17 protein-coding genes are annotated in these 17,459 nt (G+C 73.2%); 8 read left to right on the top strand and 9 right to left on the bottom strand.

Features of this window, described 5'->3' with window-relative positions:
* The first annotated feature begins 58 nt into the window (after positions 1-58).
* Positions 59-1,327 (top strand): M14 family metallopeptidase, encoded by a 1,269-nt coding sequence (locus NV263_RS23650; RefSeq protein WP_263248813.1) that lies wholly within the window; start codon positions 59-61, stop codon positions 1,325-1,327.
* Between the two features lie 82 nt (positions 1,328-1,409).
* On the top strand, positions 1,410-2,117 hold the full coding sequence (locus tag NV263_RS23655; protein ID WP_263248814.1) for a YqeB family protein: 708 nt from the start codon (positions 1,410-1,412) through the stop codon (positions 2,115-2,117).
* A 5-nt stretch (positions 2,118-2,122) separates the two neighbouring features.
* On the opposite strand, the gene NV263_RS23660 is transcribed toward NV263_RS23655, so the two are convergent.
* Together NV263_RS23660 and NV263_RS23665 are read right to left on the bottom strand one after the other, a co-directional pair.
* Positions 2,123-2,281: a hypothetical protein gene (locus NV263_RS23660; protein WP_263248815.1), complete on the bottom strand. Its 159-nt coding sequence runs from the start codon at positions 2,279-2,281 to the stop codon at positions 2,123-2,125.
* A gap of 128 nt (positions 2,282-2,409) precedes the next feature.
* Positions 2,410-3,087, bottom strand: a complete 678-nt coding sequence (locus tag NV263_RS23665; RefSeq protein WP_263248816.1) for a DUF2848 domain-containing protein — start codon at positions 3,085-3,087, stop codon at positions 2,410-2,412.
* A 117-nt stretch (positions 3,088-3,204) separates the two neighbouring features.
* Between NV263_RS23665 and NV263_RS23670 the strand changes: the two genes are divergently transcribed.
* Complete coding sequence (locus tag NV263_RS23670) at positions 3,205-4,488, top strand: MFS transporter (protein ID WP_263248817.1); 1,284 nt, start codon at positions 3,205-3,207, stop codon at positions 4,486-4,488.
* Between the two features lie 95 nt (positions 4,489-4,583).
* On the opposite strand, the gene NV263_RS23675 is transcribed toward NV263_RS23670, so the two are convergent.
* On the bottom strand, positions 4,584-5,210 hold the full coding sequence (locus tag NV263_RS23675) for a GntR family transcriptional regulator (protein ID WP_263248818.1): 627 nt from the start codon (positions 5,208-5,210) through the stop codon (positions 4,584-4,586).
* 71 nt (positions 5,211-5,281) lie between these two features.
* On the opposite strand from NV263_RS23675, the gene NV263_RS23680 reads away from it, so the two are divergent.
* Entirely contained in the window at positions 5,282-6,073 is a 792-nt protein-coding gene (locus NV263_RS23680) for a carbon-nitrogen hydrolase family protein (RefSeq protein ID WP_263248819.1), read from the top strand.
* A 36-nt stretch (positions 6,074-6,109) separates the two neighbouring features.
* Here NV263_RS23680 and NV263_RS23685 read toward each other — a convergent pair whose 3' ends face one another.
* From NV263_RS23685 to nadA, 4 genes are all read right to left on the bottom strand, one after another.
* Positions 6,110-7,012, bottom strand: a complete 903-nt coding sequence (locus NV263_RS23685) for a CPBP family intramembrane glutamic endopeptidase (RefSeq protein ID WP_263248820.1) — start codon at positions 7,010-7,012, stop codon at positions 6,110-6,112.
* An 89-nt stretch (positions 7,013-7,101) separates the two neighbouring features.
* Positions 7,102-7,953, bottom strand: a complete 852-nt coding sequence (nadC, locus tag NV263_RS23690) for a carboxylating nicotinate-nucleotide diphosphorylase (protein ID WP_263248821.1) — start codon at positions 7,951-7,953, stop codon at positions 7,102-7,104.
* Positions 7,950-9,554: an L-aspartate oxidase gene (locus NV263_RS23695; RefSeq protein ID WP_263248822.1), complete on the bottom strand. Its 1,605-nt coding sequence runs from the start codon at positions 9,552-9,554 to the stop codon at positions 7,950-7,952. Before NV263_RS23695 ends, nadC begins: the two co-directional genes overlap by 4 nt.
* A complete protein-coding gene (gene nadA / locus NV263_RS23700) occupies positions 9,551-10,558 on the bottom strand; it encodes a quinolinate synthase NadA (protein ID WP_263248823.1) in 1,008 nt (335 codons plus the stop codon). The genes NV263_RS23695 and nadA overlap by 4 nt, the downstream gene beginning before the upstream one ends.
* A 138-nt stretch (positions 10,559-10,696) precedes the next feature.
* Here nadA and NV263_RS23705 point away from each other — a divergent pair, with 138 nt between their 5' ends.
* Genes NV263_RS23705 through NV263_RS23715 form a run of 3 tightly spaced genes read left to right on the top strand, consistent with a single transcriptional unit; the run spans position 10,697 to position 13,060 of the window.
* A complete protein-coding gene (locus tag NV263_RS23705; protein WP_263248824.1) occupies positions 10,697-11,371 on the top strand; it encodes an NUDIX hydrolase in 675 nt (224 codons plus the stop codon).
* Positions 11,372-11,415: 44 nt separating this feature from the next.
* Positions 11,416-12,084: an LON peptidase substrate-binding domain-containing protein gene (locus NV263_RS23710; protein ID WP_263254332.1), complete on the top strand. Its 669-nt coding sequence runs from the start codon at positions 11,416-11,418 to the stop codon at positions 12,082-12,084.
* Between the two features lie 37 nt (positions 12,085-12,121).
* On the top strand, positions 12,122-13,060 hold the full coding sequence (locus tag NV263_RS23715) for a hypothetical protein (protein ID WP_263248825.1): 939 nt from the start codon (positions 12,122-12,124) through the stop codon (positions 13,058-13,060).
* Positions 13,061-13,180: 120 nt separating this feature from the next.
* Here NV263_RS23715 and NV263_RS23720 read toward each other — a convergent pair whose 3' ends face one another.
* Positions 13,181-13,798 carry a DUF2567 domain-containing protein gene (locus tag NV263_RS23720; RefSeq protein WP_263248826.1) on the bottom strand — a complete coding sequence of 206 codons (618 nt, stop codon included), beginning with the start codon at positions 13,796-13,798 and terminating at the stop codon, positions 13,181-13,183.
* A gap of 285 nt (positions 13,799-14,083) precedes the next feature.
* Between NV263_RS23720 and NV263_RS23725 the strand changes: the two genes are divergently transcribed.
* Positions 14,084-16,084, top strand: coding sequence for a galactan 5-O-arabinofuranosyltransferase (locus NV263_RS23725; protein WP_263248827.1), 2,001 nt, complete (start codon positions 14,084-14,086; stop codon positions 16,082-16,084).
* A gap of 14 nt (positions 16,085-16,098) precedes the next feature.
* Here the strand turns inward: NV263_RS23725 and NV263_RS23730 are convergent, their stop codons facing one another.
* On the bottom strand, positions 16,099-17,322 hold the full coding sequence (locus NV263_RS23730; RefSeq protein WP_263248828.1) for a cytochrome P450 family protein: 1,224 nt from the start codon (positions 17,320-17,322) through the stop codon (positions 16,099-16,101).
* Positions 17,323-17,459: the final 137 nt, after the last annotated feature.

Here is a 17,459-nt window from a genome sequence, read left to right on the forward strand (position 1 = left end):
ACATCGAGCGCCTGTTCCAACCTCTCCACGTCACCACCCGTGATCGATCGGAGACGCGATGTTGAAGTCACGGCGCAAGGCAGTGACGGTCGCGGCCGCCGCGTGCCTGGCCCTGCTGGCACCCGCGGGCGTGTCGGCGGCGCAGCAGGCCCCACCGGGCGCGGCGTCCGACGAAGAGGCCATCTACACCGTCCCGCACACCGACAGCGGCAGTCGCACCGAGATCCACCGCACCGGGGCAGAGGTCCTCGCGGTCTCCGGCGACACCGCCACCGTGCAGGCCACCCGGGCGCAGGCCGAGCAGCTGCGCGCGAAGGGCCTGCGGCTGGACGAGCGGACCACGGTGGCCGAGGCGCTGGCCAAGCGCAACGGCGCGACCAAGGGCTCGGCCCGGGACTTCCCGCCCGGCGACGCGCAGTACCACAACTACGACGAGATGAACGCCGAGCTGGACGGGATCGTCAAGAACCACCCGGACATCGCGGCGAAGTCCAGCATCGGCAAGTCCTTCGAGGGCCGGGACATCCCGGTGCTCAAGATCAGCAGGAACGTGCAGCAGGACGAGAACGAGCCCGAGGTGCTGTTCGACTGCAACCAGCACGCCCGCGAGCACCTCACCACCGAGATGTGCCTGCACATCGCCAAGCGCTTCACCGACGGCTACCCGAACGACCCGACGGTGAAGGACGCGGTCGACCACCGGGAGATCTGGATCATCCCGTCGGTCAACCCGGACGGCTCCAGCTACGACATCGAGACCGGCCAGTACCGGGGTTGGCGGAAGAACCGCCAGGACACCGGCACCGACCTCAACCGCAACTGGGGCTACAAGTGGGGCTGCTGCGGCGGCGCCAGCAACGACCCGAACGCCGAGGACTACCGCGGTCCGGGCGCGTTCTCGGCGCCGGAGACCTCCGCGCTGCGCGACTTCATCAACTCCCGCGTGGTCGGCGGCAAGCAGCAGATCAAGGCGAACATCGACTTCCACACCTACTCCGAGCTGGTGCTGTGGCCGTTCGGGTGGACCCAGGACCCGGTCACCGACGGCATGAGCCAGGCCGAGCACGACCGGTTCGAGCGGGTCGGCAAGGAGATGGCCGGGACCAACGGCTACACCCCGGAGCAGTCCAGTGCGCTGTACGTCACCGACGGCGACATCCTCGACTGGGAGTGGGCGCAGCACAAGATCCTCGCCTACACCTTCGAGATGTACCCGAAGGACTCCGGCGGCCTGGACGGCTTCTACCCGCCCGGCAACGTGATCGACCGGGAGACGGCCCGCAACGACAAGGCGGTGGACATCCTCCTCCGCGAAGCGGGCGCGTAGGCCACTCCAGCGCAGGGGGACGGGCCCGGGGCGTTGCGCCCCGGGCCCTCCGGCTTTCCGGACCGTGCCGATAATGGCGGGCATGGGCGCTGACCTGCCGACGCACGACACCGCGACCAGGGTGGTCGAGTCCGCGATGGTGCGCCGCGGGATGTGGTTCGTGGACCCGCTGGTCGGTGCCGTGGTGGTGTGGCTGCTGCGGCTGGTCTCCACGTGGGTCGCGGGACTGCCGTGGGCGCCGTTCCAGGGCGTGTTCCAGCTGTTCGCCTCGCTCGGCGATCCGTGGGGCACCGTCGTGGCGCTGGCGATCGGCGCCGTCATCGGGCTCGGCTTCGCCGGGCTGCGGGCCCAGGAGCGGCTGAGCGTCGCCGTGGACGGGCAGCGGGTCGAGCTGGCGCGCGGCCGGGCCGCCCGGCACATCGAGCGCGACGACGTCGCAGCGGTGTTCCGCGAGGGCGGTCACCTGGTGCTGCTGGACGAATCCGGGGGCGAGCTGGCCCGCCAGGCCACCGACCTGCCGACGGTCTCGCTGCGCAAGGCGTTCACCGCGCACGGGTTCCCGTGGCGGGACGGCGATCCGCACGCCGGCCGCTACCGGGAGTGGCGCGAGGACGACGCCGACCTGTCACCGCGCCAGCACGCGCTGCTGGCCGCGCGCGCACGCGCGCTGCGCAAGCACGACAGGGGCAAGCAGGCCGCGCTGCTGCGCGACGAACTGCTGCGACACGGGGTCGTGGTGCGGGACGACGGGAAGCGCCAGCGCTGGCGCGCCGGCCCGCACCACGACTGACCGGCTCAGGACAGCAACAGGAACAGCGCCCCGACGATGATCGCGACGACGACCACCACCGCCGCGACGAGAATCAGCGTGCGGGTTCCCGGCCGGTCCTCGCGCGCCTCGCTCTGGGCGCGCTCGCGCCACTGCATGAACGTGGTGCCTTCGCCCTCGCTCACAGTCGACTCCTCGCATCCGTATCGGTCGTTGGCCCCGGCTGCGGCCGAGGCCGCACCACGATCGCATATCGGGTCGGTATCGAGTCGGACGATCTCCGCGCGTCGTCGGACCGGCGTTCACGCGGCCGTCACGCGACGGGTTCGGGCAGGCGCCGCACCGCGTACTCGCAGTCGATGACGTCGCCGGTGGCGGGGTCGCCCAGCTCCACCCGCCAGCTGTCGGCGAACTGGTCCACCTCGGCGTCCATCGGGATCGTCCCGGACAGCAGCACCGTTCCGGTGCGCAGCAGGCCGCGGTCGCGCAGCTCGTCCAGCCAGTACGCCGGGGTGAGCAGCTCGCCGAGGGTGCCTCGCTGGATGACCCGCCCGCCGGCGCGGGCCGTCAGGGTGATCGCGTCGACGCGGTCGGCCACGTCGACCAGCCGCCACGCCCGCCGACCGAGCACGTCCGGACCGGCCTGCTTGCTCCACGCCACGCCGTGCACCTCCAGCGCCCGGTCGGTGTGGTCGCAGGCCGCGGTGAGCAGCACGTCCTCCTCCCGCGGCCCCGCGACGACCAGCGCCCACTCCGCCTCGCCCGAGGTGCGCCCGTGCTGGGCCGGGACCTCGTCGGTCTGCATCGCCAGGTAGGGCGCGACCGGGTACAGGCAGGGGGTGCGGGTCGGCGCGGGCACCCCGAGCTCGGCGAGTTCGGCCACGTGCGCGGCCACGTCGTCCTGGCTGCGGCCCGCGTATCCGGCGTTGAGCAGCGTCTCCACCCGGACCTCGACAGGCGTGCCGCGGACGTCGAAACGGAGCGGGAACATCGGGCCTCCCCAAATCGCATACTTGTTGTATACATTTAGTATCACAACCGGCCGGGCGGGTGGCACCGACGTCCCCGACGCCACACCGCGAGAACGACCCGACGTAAGGACCGCCCGATGACCAGATCAACGACCGCCCCACCGCGGCCCGCCCGCCGGGACCTGGTGAAGGCGTTCGCCGCGAGCCTGAGCGGCACGTCGCTGGAGTGGTACGACTTCGCCGCCTACTCGGCGGCGTCCGCGCTGGTGTTCGGCCACCTCTTCTTCCCCAGCCACGACCCGCTGTCCGGGACGCTGCTGGCCTTCTCGACCTACGCGGTCGGCTACGTCTCGCGCCCGCTGGGCGGGTTCGTGTTCGGCCGGCTCGGCGACGTGCTGGGCCGCAAGCAGGTGCTCGTCACGACCCTGCTGCTCACCGGCATCTCGACCGCGCTGATCGGGCTGCTGCCGACGCACTCGCAGGTCGGCGCGCTCGGCGCGGTGCTGCTGGTGCTGCTGCGGTTCGCGCAGGGTGTGGGCATCGGCGGCGAGTGGGGCGGCGCGGTCCTGCTGTCCAGCGAGTTCGGCAGCCGGCGGCGGCGCGGCTTCTGGGCCTCGGCCGCCCAGGTCGGCCCGCCCGCGGGCAACCTGCTGGCCAACGGCGTGCTCGCGGGACTGGCCGCGGTGCTTCCCGAGCAGCAGTTCCTCTCCTGGGGCTGGCGGGTGGCGTTCCTGCTGTCCGCCGTGCTGGTGGTGTTCGGCCTGTGGATCCGGGTGCGACTGGAGGAGACCCCGGTCTTCCGCGAGCTCCAGGCCAAGGGCGAGCAGGCGGGCGCACCGCTGCGGGAGGTCTTCACCCGCGAACCCCGGGCCCTGGTGGCCGCGATCCTGTCCCGGGTGGGCCCGGACGTGCTCTACGCGCTGTTCACCGTCTTCGTGCTGACCTACGCCACCCAGGAGCTCGGGATGCCCAAGAGCTGGGCGGTGGCCGGGGTGATGCTGGGTTCGGCGTTGCAGGTGGGGCTGATCCCCGCCGCCGGAGCGCTGTCGGACCGGCTGGGCAGGCGGGCCGTCTACGCCGTGGGCGCGATCGGCGCCGGCGCCTGGCCGTTCGTGTTCTTCCCGCTCGTCGGCGGGGGTTCGGCGGCGCTGCTGGTGGTCGGCATCGTGATCGGCCTGGTGTGGCATTCGCTGATGTACGGCCCGCAGGCGGCGTTCGTCGCCGAGCAGTTCAGCCCGGCACTGCGCTACACCGGTTGCTCGCTGGCATACACCCTGGCGGGGATCATCGGCGGGGCGCTGGCGCCGCTGCTGTTCACCTCGCTGTTCGCGCACTTCGGCAGCTGGCTGGCCCCGGCCTGCTACCTGGGCGGGACCTGCGTGGTCACGCTGGTCGGCCTGGCCCTCGGCCGGTCCCGGTGAGCACCTCAGCGCCGGTCTCCGGACCCCGCCCCGGGGGAGCGCGGCAAGCGGCGTCGGCCGCCTTCTCCCTCGGTGAGCGGCACCGCCGCGGGTCCTCAGCCTTCCAGCAGCACCCGCTGGGTGGCGGCCAGGTGCGCGGTGATCGCCGCGGTGGCGGCGTCGGCGTCGCGCGCGGCCAGCGCCGCGACGATCGCCTCGTGCTCGGCGAGCACGGACTTGCGCCGGTCACCGGCGCGGAACAGCGCCACGATGCCAGCCCGGACCTGGCGCGCCCGCAGCCCGTCGTAGGTCTTGGTGAGCATGTCGTTGCCGACCGCGCGGACCAGCGCGGTGTGGAAGCGGTGGTCGCGGTCGATGAACGCGCGCGCCTGGTCCTCACCGGCGAGGGAGCGCTGCTCCGCCAGCTCCGCGCGCATCGCGTCCAGCGGCACGGCGTCGAGCTCGACCGCGCGCCGGGCGGAGTAGCACTCGATCATGGTGCGGAACTCGAACAGCTCGCGGAGTTCCCGGCCGCCGACCGGCGCGATGTAGGCGCCGCGCTTGGGCACCAGCTGCACCAGTTCCTCGGCGGCGAGCAGCAGCAGCGCCTCCCTGATCGGTGTGCGGGAGACGCCGATCTCATCGGCGAGGGCCTGTTCGTTGACGAACTGCCCCTGCATCGCGGGATCGCTGAGCACCGTGTCCTTGAGATGCTCGTAAGCGAGCTGACGCCCCGACGGCAACGGAAACCCCCTGCTTGCATATCGCTGGTATACAAACATCGTAGCCCGGTGGAGAAAGGTGGAGCCCGCAGATGCGGATCGCGTTGTGCCAGATCGTGTCGAGCCCGGACCCGGCGGCGAACCTCGAACTCGTCGCCGACGGCGTGCGCCGCGCCGCCGAGGCGGGCGCCGAGCTCGCCGTGTTCCCGGAGGCCACCATGGCGTGCTTCGGCGTGAAGCTCGCGCCGCTGGCCGAGCCGCTGGACGGCCCGTGGGCGACCGAGGTGCGGCGCCTGGCCGAGGAGGCGGGCGTGGCCGTGGTGGCCGGCATGTTCACCCCCGCCGACCAGGGCCGGGTCACCAACACGCTGCTGGTCACCGGCCGCGGGTTGGACACCCGCTACGACAAGGTCCACCTCTACGACGCGTTCGGCTTCGCCGAGTCCCGCACCGTCGCCCCCGGTTCCGAACCGGTGGTGGTCGAGCTCGGCGGCACCCGCGTCGGCCTGACGACCTGCTACGACGTCCGCTTCCCCGGGCTGTACACGACGCTGGCCGACCGGGGCGCGTCGGTGATCGTCACGTCCGCGTCGTGGGGTGCCGGGGAGGGCAAGCGGGAGCAGTGGGAGCTGCTGGTCCGCGCTCGCGCGCTCGACTCCACGTCCTGGGTGGTGGCCTGCGGCCAGGCCGACCCGCGCAGCATCGGGCGGGAGCCGAGCGGCAAGGCCCCGACCGGCATCGGTCACAGCCTGGTCGCCACCCCGTTCGGCGCGGTGCACGCCCAGCTCGCCGATGCCCCGGACGTCCTCGTCGTCGACATCGACGAGGACACCGTCGAGCAGGCCCGCCGCACCGTCCCGGTGTTGGCCAACCGACGTTTCTGATGCTCCCGGCCGTTCGTCCGCACCTGCGCCGCGCGGTCAGGCCCTGCGCCGGTGGACCAGGAACGCCAGGACCGCGGCCACCAGCAGGACGGCGGTGGTGAGCAGGCTGCCCTCGATGCCGAAGCCACCGCCGGTCAGCAATGCCGCGCTGCCCGGGGCGCCGTGCACGTTCAGCACCGTGGCGGTGATGTCCATGCCGGACACGTGGATGCCGTAGACGTTGCCCTGGCACCAGTTCCACACCGCGTGGAACGCGCAGACGCCCCACAGCCCGCCCTCGGTGAGCGCCCAGAAGGCGAACACCACGGCGATGAGGAAGATGTTCACCAGCGCGATGACGCTGACGTCGCTGTTCACCCCGTGCAGCGCGGTGAACACCACGCCCTGGAACGGGATCGCGACCGCGAGCCCCCACTTCCGGTGGGCGAGCTGGAGCAGGTAGCCGCGGGTGAGCACCTCCTCGGTGCTGGCTTGGGCGGCGAAGCCGACGAGCGCCAGCAGCGCCGGTGCGACCCGCGCGGACTCGCCGACGTCGAACTGTCCACTGAGGATGTTCACGCCGACGGGCAGCGACAGCGCCACCAGGCCCGCCAGCGCGCCCAGCACCAGCCGGGCACCGATCCGCCGGGCGGGGAAGAACCCGACGCTGCCGAACGGTCGCCGCTCCTTGAGCAGGATCCACAGCGCCAGCAGGGCGCTCGCGCCGAGGAAGCTGAACAGCGTCGCGAGCTGCGCGGAGATCCCCATCGGTCGCCGCACCGCCCCGGGTGGCACCCCCAGCAGCGGGAACAGCACCAGCAACGTGGCCGTCTGCCCGACGAGCAGGCACACCACCACCACGACCAGCCCGAGCACCGGCCCGGTCGGCCTGCGGGCCCGCTCGATCCCTCCGGGCACCGGCGGCACGACCACCGGCTCCTGCTGCTCCGCGACGCTCACCGCTGTCCCCACATCCCACGACGCTCCATGGCGGGCACGCAGCGTAGCACCGCACCACTCCTGGTGACCGGCGCGGCGGGGGCGGGCGGTCAGTCCATGTCCAGCCCGAGGTCCAGAGCCGGTGCGGAGTGGGTGAGGCCGCCGACGGCGAGGTAGTGCACCCCGGTCTCGGCGTAGGCGCGGGCGCGGTCGAGGGTCAGACCGCCGGAGGCTTCCAGCTCGGTGCGCGGCGCGGTGGCCGCGGTGCGGCGCACCGCTTCCGCGCACTGCTCGGGCGTGAAGTTGTCCAGCAGCACCAGTGCCACGTCCTCGGCCAGCACCGCGTCGAGTTCGTCCAGTGTGGACACCTCGACCTCCATGGGCAGGTGCGGGGCGTGCGCGCGGCAGGCGCGGACCGCCGCGACGACCCCGCCCGCGGCGAGCACGTGGTTGTCCTTGATCAGCAGCGCGTCGCCCAGGCCCATCCGGTGGTTGACCCCGCCGCCGCAGCGCACCGCGTACTTCTGCAGCGCCCGCAGGCCGGGCAGCGTCTTGCGGCTGTCCCGGACGCGGCACCCGGTCCCGGCCACCGCGTCGACCCAGCGGGCCGTCTCGGTGGCGATCCCGGACAGGTGGCACAGCAGGTTCAGCGCGGTGCGCTCGGCGGTGAGCAGGCCGCGCACCGGCGCCTTGACCCGCAGCGCGCAGTCGCCGGGGTCGAGGGCGTCGCCGTCCTGCCGCTCGGCGAGCGCGGTCCAGCCGTCCGCGCCCAGCACCTCGTCGAGGACCATCCGCACCAGCGGCAGTCCGGCGACCACTCCGGCGCGCCGGGTGTTGAAGGCGCCCTCGGCGACGGACTCGGCGGGCACCGTCGCCTCCGTGGTGGCGTCCGGGCCGTACCGCAGGTCCTCGGCGAGCGCGGTGCGCACCACCTCGCGGGCAACGGACTCGTCCAGGCTCATGCCGCCGTCCTCTCGATTCCGCCGGGGGTGTGGATGAGCCGTCCTGCCACGTCCAGCCGCAGCACCGTGCTGCGCCGCCAGCGCAGGTCGTCGGTCGCGGGGTGGTCGGTGCGCCGGTGGCAGCCGCGGGACTCGGTGCGCAGCCGCGCCGCCGCCAGCAGCGCCTGCGCGGTCAGCGCCATCGAGGCGTCCTCGGCCGCCCGCCGCGTCCGGAGTGGACGGACGACGGCGGCGCGGTCCAGCACCGCCGCGGCCTCGGCGAGCCCGGTCGCGTCGCGGCCGATCCCGGCGTACCGGCTCATGGTGCGCTGCAACAGGTCGCGGTGGACCACCGGCATCGCCGGGACGACCGCCTCGCCCGCGCACCGGCGCACCAGCAACCCGCTGCGCAGGTCCCGGGCGACCGCCGCGGCCGCCCGCTCGCCGACGACGAGCCCTTCCAGCAGGCTGTTCGACGCCAGCCGGTTGGCGCCGTGCAGCCCGGTGCAGGCGACCTCGCCCGCCGCGTACAGCCCGGCGACCGCGGTGCGTCCATCCACTGTGGACACGACACCGCCGCACGAGTAGTGCGCCGCGCTCGTCACCGGGATCGGTTCGCGGACCGGGTCGATGCCGGCGGCGCGGCACGCCGCGTGCACGGTCGGGAACCGGTCGGCGAACCCGCGTCCGATGCCGGTCGCGTCCAGGTAGACGTGCTCGGCGCCGGTCTCGGCGGCGCGCCGGTTGATCGCCGCGGAGACGACGTCGCGCGGTGCGAGGTCCTCCAGCGGGTGCTCCCCGGCCATCACGCGCCTGCCGCGCACGTCGACCAGCACGGCACCCTCGCCGCGCACCGCCTCGGTGACCAGCGGCCGACGCCCGCCCCCGCTGTCCGGTGCGTACAGGACGGTGGGGTGGAACTGGACGAACTCCAGGTCGGCGACGGTCGCGCCCGCGCGCAGCGCCAGCGCGACACCGTCCGCGGTGGACACGTCCGGGTTCGTGGTGGCCGCGTAGAGCTGCCCGAGCCCGCCGGTCGCCAGCAGCACCGCCGGGGCGTGCAGCACCCCGGGACGTCCCTCGGCGTCCAGCGCCAGCGCGCCCGCGACGGCTCCGCCGTCGCCGTGCAGCAGCTCCACGACGCAGTGCCGCTCCAGCAGCGGGATCCCGCCCTCGCGCGTCGCCGCGGACAGGGCGCGCTGCACCTCGGCACCGGTGGCGTCCCCGCCCGAGTGGATCACCCGGAACGCGCTGTGCCCGCCCTCCCGGGTGCGCGCCAGCGCACCGCCGGCCGACGCGTCGAACCGCGCGCCCGCACCGCGCAACCGCTCGACCGCCGCCGCACCGGCGGCCAGGATCTCCCGCACCGCCTCGCGCGAGCACAGCCCGGCGCCGGCGGTCAGGGTGTCCTCGACGTGCCGGTGCAGGCTGTCGCCCGCGTCGTGCTCGTCCGGCCGGACCACCGCGATGCCGCCCTGCGCCCAGCCGGTGTTGCCCGCCGACGCGCCGTCCTTGCCGACCACCAGCACCCGCAGGCCCAGCTCGCGCGCCCGCAGCGCGGCGGTCAACCCGGCCACCCCGGTCCCGACGACCACCAGGTCGGCCCCGGCCTCCCAGGTCATTCGCCACCTCCCGGACGGCCGATCGAGATCATCCGCTCCACCGAGGCCCGCGCGCGTTCGGCGGTCCCGGCGGGCACGTCGACCTCGTCGGCGCCCTCGCGCAGGCAGCGCAGCAGCGCCCCCGGGGTGATCATCTTCATGTACCGGCAGGAGGCGCGGTCGTTGACCGCGCGGAAGTCGACCTCGGGCGCGGCCCGGCGCAACTGGTGCAGCATCCCGACCTCGGTGGCCACCAGCACCGACCGGGCACCGGTGCGCCGCGCGGCGTCCAGCATCCCGCCGGTGGACAGGATCTTGACCCGCTCCGGCGGCACGGTCCCCTCCCCCGCCAGGTACAGCGCGGACGTGGCGCAGCCGCACTCGGGGTGGATGAACAGGTCGGCGTCCGGGTCGGCGGCCGCCCGCTCGGCCAGCTCCGGACCGTTGATCCCGGCGTGCACGTGGCACTCACCGGCCCACACGTGCAGGTTCTCCCGGCCGGTGGCGCGGCGGACGTGCGCGCCGAGGAACTGGTCCGGGCAGAACAGCACCTCCTGCTCGGGCGGGACCGAGCGCACCACGTCGACGGCGTTGGACGAGGTGCAGCAGACGTCGGTCTCGGCCTTCACCTCGGCGGTGGTGTTCACGTAGGACACCACCACCGCACCGGGGTGCTCCGCCTTCCACTCGCGCAGCTGCTCGGCGGTGATCGAGTCGGCCAGCGAGCAGCCCGCCCGCTGGTCCGGGATGAGCACCGTCTTGTCCGGGCTGAGGATCTTCGCGGTCTCGGCCATGAAGTGCACGCCGCAGAAGACGATCGTGCTCGCCGAGCTCTCGGCCGCGATCCGGCTCAGCGCGAGCGAGTCGCCGGTGTGGTCGGCGATGTCCTGGATCTCGGGCAGCTGGTAGTTGTGCGCGAGCAGGACCGCGTCCCGCTCCTCGGCGAGCCTTCGCACCTCGCGGGCCCATTCGGCGTCCGGCGTCACGCCGGCGTAGGCCCGCTCCCACGTGGCAGTCGCGGCCATCTCGTCCTCCCCACCGCCAGCCGCGGAGACCACCGCGGCTTGCGAGCACACCCCGGACCCGGCGGACCCGGAGGTTTTCGCCTTAGGAACGAAAACGTGCCCCATCGTAGCACCGGCGTCCACCTGGACAATTGCGACGTGGGTCACGAGGTTCTCGCCGGGGTGCTGCAGATACGCGACGGCCGGTTGCAGGTGCTGCTCTGGCAGCGGGCCCGGGAGCCGCACCTGCACCGCTGGTCGCTGCCCGGTGGCAGGCTCGCCGCCACCGAGGACGTGGAGACCTCCATCCGCCGCCAGCTCGCGGAGAAGGTCGACGTGCACAAGCTGACCCACGTCGAGCAGCTCGCGGTGTTCAGCGACCCCGACCGCGTGCCCGGCCACCGCGTGGTGGCCACCGCCTTCCTCGGTCTGGTCCCCTCCGACACCGACCCCGAGGTGCCCGCCGACACCCGCTGGCACGCCGTGGACGAACTGCCCGAGACCGCCTTCGACCACCACCGGATCGTCCTGGCCGCGCGGGAACGGCTGCGCGCCAAGCTGTCCTACACCAACATCGGCTTCGCGCTGGCGCCCGCGGAGTTCACCATCTCCGAACTGCGCCGCCTCTACTCCGCCGCCCTCGGCTACCAGGTGGCGGCGACGAACCTGCAACGCGTGCTGGCCCGCCGCGGTGTGCTCCAGCCCACCGGCCGCACCGTTCCCGCTGGTCCGGCCGGAGGCCGACCGCCCGCGCTGTTCCGGTTCACCTCGCGCGACCTGCAGGTCACCGACCCGTTCGCGGTCTTCCGCCCGCCCAGCGGCAGCGTCGGCTGATCGATGGCCGGGACCGACCCCCCGGACGTAGGTTGGGACACGTGATGGACACGCTGCCGCTGTTCCCGCTGGGTTCGGTCCTGCTGCCCGGCGGTCACCTGCCGTTGCACGTCTTCGAGTCGCGCTACCGGCAGTTGGTCGAGGACCTGGTCAACGAGGTGGTGCCGGACCGCCGGTTCGCCGTGGTGGCCATCCGGCAGGGCTGGGAGGTCGGCGAGGACAACGTGGACTCGATGTACGACGTCGGGTGCACGGCGACGCTGGACCAGGTCCGCCAGCTGCCCGAGGGCCGCTTCGACGTCAGCGCCACCGGGGAACGCCGGTTCCGGCTGTTGCAGATCGACCGGCACGCCGCGCCCTACCTGATGGCCCGCGTGGAGTGGATGCCCGACACCGAGCCCGAGAACGCCGCACCGCGCGAGCGCTTGGTGGCCTCCGCCCGCGCCGCCCACGAGCGCTACCACTCCACCGGCCTGCGCGGCCGCCAACCGGTGGAAACCGACGACGTCGACCCCGGCGCGCTGGCCTACGCGCTCGCCGACGACTGCGTGCTCACCGTCGAGGACCGCCAGGAACTGCTCGGCGAGACCGATCCGCTGGCGCGGCTGCGGCTGGTCCGGCGCTTCCTGCTGCGCGAAGCCGAGTTCCTGCGCGAACTGCGCGCGGTGCCCGCCCCGCTCGCCGAGTTCGCGCAGAGCACCAGCGTGAACTGAGCCCGACCGGTTCGCCCGGACCGCTAAGATCACGCGCATGTCTTCACCTGGCGGGAACTGGGGCCCGCACCAGCCGGGACAGCAGTACGACCCGAGCACCGGACAGCCCGCGCACGGCCGGCCCGCCGGGTTCCAACCCGGCCAGTACCAGGGGTTCGGCGCGTTCGACCAGCGCCAGCAGCAGCCGTACCCGGGAATGGTCACCGGTTACCCGGGGCAGCGGCGGCGCCGGACCGGGATGGTGATCGCCGCGGTCTCGCTGGCCGCCGTGGCGGTGGTCGCCATCGTCACCACGGTCGTCGTGCTCAACACCGGCAGCCGCCGCGGCCAGGCCCAGCGGCCGGTGGGCAGCCCCACGACGTCGGCCACCAGCGCACCCGCCAGCAGCGCCGAGACGTCGTCCGCACCGGCCGCCGTGCCAGCGATCGTCCCCGGCTGGCAGGCGGTGCCCGTGCCCAAGCGCGGAGCCGTCTACGACGCCCCGCAGGACTGGACGCTGGAGACCCCGGACGACATCATCGGCTTCGGCCCGGCCGACGACCCGGTCACCATGACCGGGGTCTCGGTGTACAAGAAGGGCTTCTGCCCGGGCAAGAGCTCCAGCTACCGGGCCATCGCGGGAGCGACGGCCCGCAAGGGTCCGTCGGACGCGGCGGTCGCCACCGCGACCGCGCAGAAGTTCGCCGACCTGGCCTACTCGGCCGGCGACCGGAAACCGCAGGTCGCCATGGGCCCGGCGGAACCGGTGCAGCTGCCCGGCGGCATCGCGGCCAGCCGCGTCACCGCGACCGTCACGCACCCCGCGCCCGGGCCGTGCGACGCACCGACCGAGGCGGTCACGGTGATCGCCACCAACAACGACGGTCAGGCGTCGGTGGTCTTCCTCGGCACGGCCGAGCAGAACGCCCCGGACACGCTGCCCGACCCCACCGGCACGCTCCAGCGGATGGCGATGTCCTTCCGCCGCGCGGCGTGAGCCTGTCTTCCCGTCTTTGAACCTGCTGTCGGAAGGGGCGTGGCACGCGGCGGGCTTCCTCTTCCGGTCAGAGGTCCCGCCACCGCCACCGCCACCCACGACGAGTTCGAAGACGAGTGCTCAGCGGCGCCGCCCGAGGTCGTCGAACCCGTTCCAGGACGCGGCCACTCCGTAGGTCAGGGCGAACCCGAGCGGCTGGGCGAGCAGCGCCCAGCCGGTGGCGATCTCGGGTGCGGTCCGGATCAGGTCCCCGACCGCCGGGTGCGCCGGGATCGGGTACAGCCCCGCGGCGAACGACGCTCCCATCCGCACGCCCAGCCACGCGGCCACCAGCGACCCCAACGTCCCCGCGACGAGCAGCACGGGACCGCGCCGACGACGCGGCATCCACAGGACGGCGGCGGTCAGCACGCCCGCGGCGAACCCCAGCAGCAGGAAGATCCCCAGCGCGTCGAAGTCGTGGTAGCTCTCCACCAGCAGCGGGGTCAGCCCGCCGCGGGCGTCGAGCACGCTCTGCTGGGGCGGCACGAGCTGCGCCCACAGCCAGCCGAGCGGCACGCCGACCAACGACACCAGCGACAACGCGCTCACCGCGGGCAACAGGTCGGCCTTGACGACCACCCGCGGTACGGGCTCGACGAGGCGGGGCACCAGCGGCTCCTCCTCCGGCCCCTGCGGAGGCGGGATCCGCGCGGGTGCCGCGCGCGTGCCGTTCGACTCCACCGGCCTGTCAGGCACGCCGCCGACCTCCTTCGTCCGTCCGTCAGTCCCGGCACGTCACCCTAGCGCGGCCGCACCGCCCCACCGCGTCACCCGATGGGAGAAGATCAGCCCGCTGCGACACCCCACCGGCCACTCGCGCCCCGGAACCGGCGGGGCGGCGGATTCCGCCGCGGCGGTATGGAGAACGGCGCGGGTCCGCGGGAACTGCGGGCGACGGGCATCACCCGATGGCGGGTGGCCCGGTGCACATCAATTATTCTGCGCGGGCACCCTCTGTCAGCCATCGCCGAAGGACGTGCTGTGGCGGGAATCCTGCCGAGCCCCCTGTTGACCGGGCCGAGCCCGATCGACGAACCGCGTCGCGACTCCGCCGTTCGCCTGCCGTTGCGCAGCACGATCGGCGAGATCCTGCTCGGCTCCGTCGTCGCGGCGGTCGTGAGCCTGGTGCTGCAGTTCGCCGCCACGCGGTTGAGCATCAGCGAGCCCAGCTTCGCGCCCGAGGCCCTCGCGGCCACCGGCAGCGCGGTGGTGCTCGCGGCGCTGTTCCTGCTGCTGGCGTTCGGGCACCGCCGGTCGCCGCGCTGGCTGCGCATCGGCGGGACCTGGGTCGCGTTGAGCGCGTTCAGCACGCTCGCGCTGGCCATTCCGCTGGAAGCCACCCGCTTCTACTTCGGTGGGTCCTCTGTGGACAACGGCTTCCGGTTGCAGTACATGACGCGGATGGCGTCCTCGCTCGGCCTGGCCGACATGAACTACCCGGACACCTCGCCGTACTACCCGGGCGCCTGGTTCTGGCTCGGCGGCCGGTTCGCGAACCTGCTCGGCTGGGAGGGCTGGGCGGCCTACAAGCCGTACGCGCTGGCCTGGGTCGCGGTCACCGGCGTGGTCGCGTTCACGCTGTGGAGCGTGGTGGTGCGCCGCAGGCTCGCGCTGCTCGCCGCGCTGGCGACCATGCTCGCCGGGATGCTGCACGGCATCGAGGAGCCCTACGCCTGGCCCGCCGCCGCGTGGCTGGCGCCGGTCGCCGTGCTGTGCTGGCACGCCCTGCGGCGCGAGGAGCGCGCGCCCCGCTGGACGCTGGTGTGCGTCGGCTGCTACGTCGGGTTCGCCGCGATCACCTACACCCTGTACTTCGGGTTCGCGGTGCTGATGGTCCTGACGATGGCGGTGCTCATCGGCGTGTTCCGCGTGCACCAGGGCCGGGCGGTGTGGCCGACGGTGCGGCAGCTGTTCCTGCGCCTGCTGCCGATCGGCGTGGTCAGCCTGGTGATCGCGCTGCTGGTCTGGACGCCGTACCTGCTTTCGACGCACTTCCTGCTGCACAACCCGCGCAGCGCGGCGCAGCACTACCTGCCGGAGGAGAGCGCTTTCCTGCCGACGCCGATGTTGCAGGGCAACGCGGTCGGCGTGCTGTGCCTGGCCGGTCTGGTGTGGCTGCTGTGGCGGTGCCGCCGCAGCGAGATCGCCGCCGCGATGCTCACCATCGTCATCGCCATCTACTGCTGGTTCGCGCTGTCCACGCTCGCGCTGATGGCCAAGACGACGCTGCTGGCGTTCCGCCTCAACGTGATCCTGGGGGCCGTGCTGGCGGTCGCCGGGGTGTTCGGCTTCCTGGAGCTGATCGGCTACCTGCGCCGCCGGCTGGACAGCGCGCACGCACTGCGGATCAGCATGATCGCGTGCGCGCTCGGCCTGCTCGGCGCGATCTCGCTGAACCAGTCCGCGATCGGCGAGGCGCTCGCGGACTCGACCAAGCAGGCGTACCAGGACTACTACCCGACCGGCGACAACGCGATGGGGCAGCGCGACCCGTCCCAGCCCGGCTCGTGGACCGACGACGAGATCCGCACCATCGCCCAGCTCACCGGCCGCCAGCCCGACCGGAACGTGCTGCTGACCACCGACTACAAGCTGCTGTCGTTCAAGCCGTACTGGAGCTTCCAGCAGGAGACGCCGCACTACGCCAACCCGCTGGCCGACTACGACGACCGGGCCGCCGAGATCCACCGGTGGGCCACCGCCCGCGACAGCCGCGACCTGCAACGCATGCTCGACCACAGCCGGTTCCACGCGCCGAACGTGTTCGTGCTGCGCAACCCGGCGAGCCCGTACGCCGGGGACGACGACGCGGCGAAGGACCCGCAGCACGCCGGTGAGCTCGCGATGCAGCTCAAGGCCGACGGTTTCCCGCAGCAGCCCAACGTCCGGGACTACGACGTCTACTTCGACCCGGCGCTGTTCGACTCCCCGGCCTTCGTCCGCCGCGACGTCGGCCCGTACACGATCATCGCCCGCCGCTGACCTCCGCCCGCGGGTCAGCCGCGGGGCCGGACGCGCAGCTCGCGCAGGCCGTGGATGACGGAGCTGAAGCGCCACTGGACGTCGTCCGGGGAACCCGCCAGGCGCAGGTCCGGGAAGCGCTCGACGACGCGGCGCAGCGCGACCTGGCCCTCCAGCCGGGCCAGCTGGGCGCCGAGGCAGAAGTGGATCCCGTGCCCGAACGCCACGTGCCCGTGCGCATCGCGGCCGATGTCGAAGCGGTCGGGGTCCGGGAACTGCCGGGGGTCGCGGTTGGCCGAGCTCAGCCCGACCCAGACGGCCTCGCCCTCCGGGATCTCCACCCCGCCCAGCCGGACGGGCGCGGTGGTGTGCCGGAACGTCCCGTGCATCACCGGGCCGTCGTAGCGCAGGACCTCCTCCACCGCCCCGTCGACCAGGTCGGGATCCGCGCGCAGCGCGGCCCACTGGTCGGGGTGGCGCAGCAGCGCCAGCACGCCGTTGCCGATGAGGTTGACGGTGGTCTCGTGCCCGGCGACCAGCAGCAGGAACACCATGGAGACCAGTTCCTGCACGCTGAGCCGGTCCTCGTCCTCGCTGACCTGGAGCAGCGCGGTGAGCAGGTCGTCGGCGGGCCGTTCGCGCTTGGCCTCGATCAGCTCCACCAGGTACCGGGTCATCTCCCCGATGGCCTCGTCGGCCCGCGCGCGGTCCTCGGTGGCGTCCAGGATCGCGTTGGTCCACGCCCGGAAGTCGCTCCGGCGGGACTCGTCGACGCCCAGCAGCTCGCAGATGACCCGGATCGGCAGCGGGAACGCGAACGCGTCCAGCAAGTCCACTTCGGACTCGCGGGCCATCCCGTCGAGCAGTTCCGCGGTGATCGCCTCGACGCGCGGGCGCAGCGCCTCCACCCGGCGCGGGGTGAACGCCTTGACGACCAGCTTGCGCAGCCGGGTGTGGTCGGGCGGGTCCGTGTTGAGCATGTGCGCGGAGAGGTCGCCGCTGAAGATCCGGCCGTCGGCCTCCAGCGGGAGCTTCGCGTGCAGGACCCGCAGCGTGCCGTCGGCGTCCTTCGCCAACCGCGGATCGCCGAGCGCCTCGCGCGCCTCCTCGTAGCGGGTGACGACCCAGACCGGCAGGCCGAGCTGGGTGACCAGGCGCCGCACGGGCGTCTCGGCGCGGATCCGCTCGTAGTTCGCGTGCAGGTGCTGCACGAAATCGGAGTCGAAGACGGTTGCGGAGTGCGCTTCTGCCGTGGTCATGCGGGACCCCTCTGCATCAGGACGGGCTGGCGCCACCCAGTGAACCGCTTTCACGTTCTCCTGTCACCCGCGGCTGAGAACCCGCTCAGGACGGTGCCGCGCGGGGCCCCGGCACAGGGACCCCGCGCGAACACCGG

It is taken from the genome of Saccharopolyspora rosea, assembly GCF_025643595.1.
Lineage (GTDB): Bacteria > Actinomycetota > Actinomycetes > Mycobacteriales > Pseudonocardiaceae > Saccharopolyspora > Saccharopolyspora rosea.

Bases quoted from the DNA above. Each gene is read 5' to 3' on its own strand.
- NV263_RS23650 (WP_263248813.1), top strand. From the start codon at position 59: ATGTTGAAGTCACGGCGCAAGGCAGTGACGGTCGCGGCCGCCGCGTGC.
- NV263_RS23655 (WP_263248814.1), top strand. From the start codon at position 1,410: ATGGGCGCTGACCTGCCGACGCACGACACCGCGACCAGGGTGGTCGAG.
- NV263_RS23665 (WP_263248816.1), bottom strand. From the start codon at position 3,087: ATGTTCCCGCTCCGTTTCGACGTCCGCGGCACGCCTGTCGAGGTCCGG.
- NV263_RS23670 (WP_263248817.1), top strand. From the start codon at position 3,205: ATGACCAGATCAACGACCGCCCCACCGCGGCCCGCCCGCCGGGACCTG.
- NV263_RS23680 (WP_263248819.1), top strand. From the start codon at position 5,282: ATGCGGATCGCGTTGTGCCAGATCGTGTCGAGCCCGGACCCGGCGGCG.
- nadC (WP_263248821.1), bottom strand. From the start codon at position 7,953: ATGAGCCTGGACGAGTCCGTTGCCCGCGAGGTGGTGCGCACCGCGCTC.
- NV263_RS23695 (WP_263248822.1), bottom strand. From the start codon at position 9,554: ATGACCTGGGAGGCCGGGGCCGACCTGGTGGTCGTCGGGACCGGGGTG.
- nadA (WP_263248823.1), bottom strand. From the start codon at position 10,558: ATGGCCGCGACTGCCACGTGGGAGCGGGCCTACGCCGGCGTGACGCCG.
- NV263_RS23710 (WP_263254332.1), top strand. From the start codon at position 11,416: ATGGACACGCTGCCGCTGTTCCCGCTGGGTTCGGTCCTGCTGCCCGGC.
- NV263_RS23715 (WP_263248825.1), top strand. From the start codon at position 12,122: ATGTCTTCACCTGGCGGGAACTGGGGCCCGCACCAGCCGGGACAGCAG.
- NV263_RS23730 (WP_263248828.1), bottom strand. From the start codon at position 17,322: ATGACCACGGCAGAAGCGCACTCCGCAACCGTCTTCGACTCCGATTTC.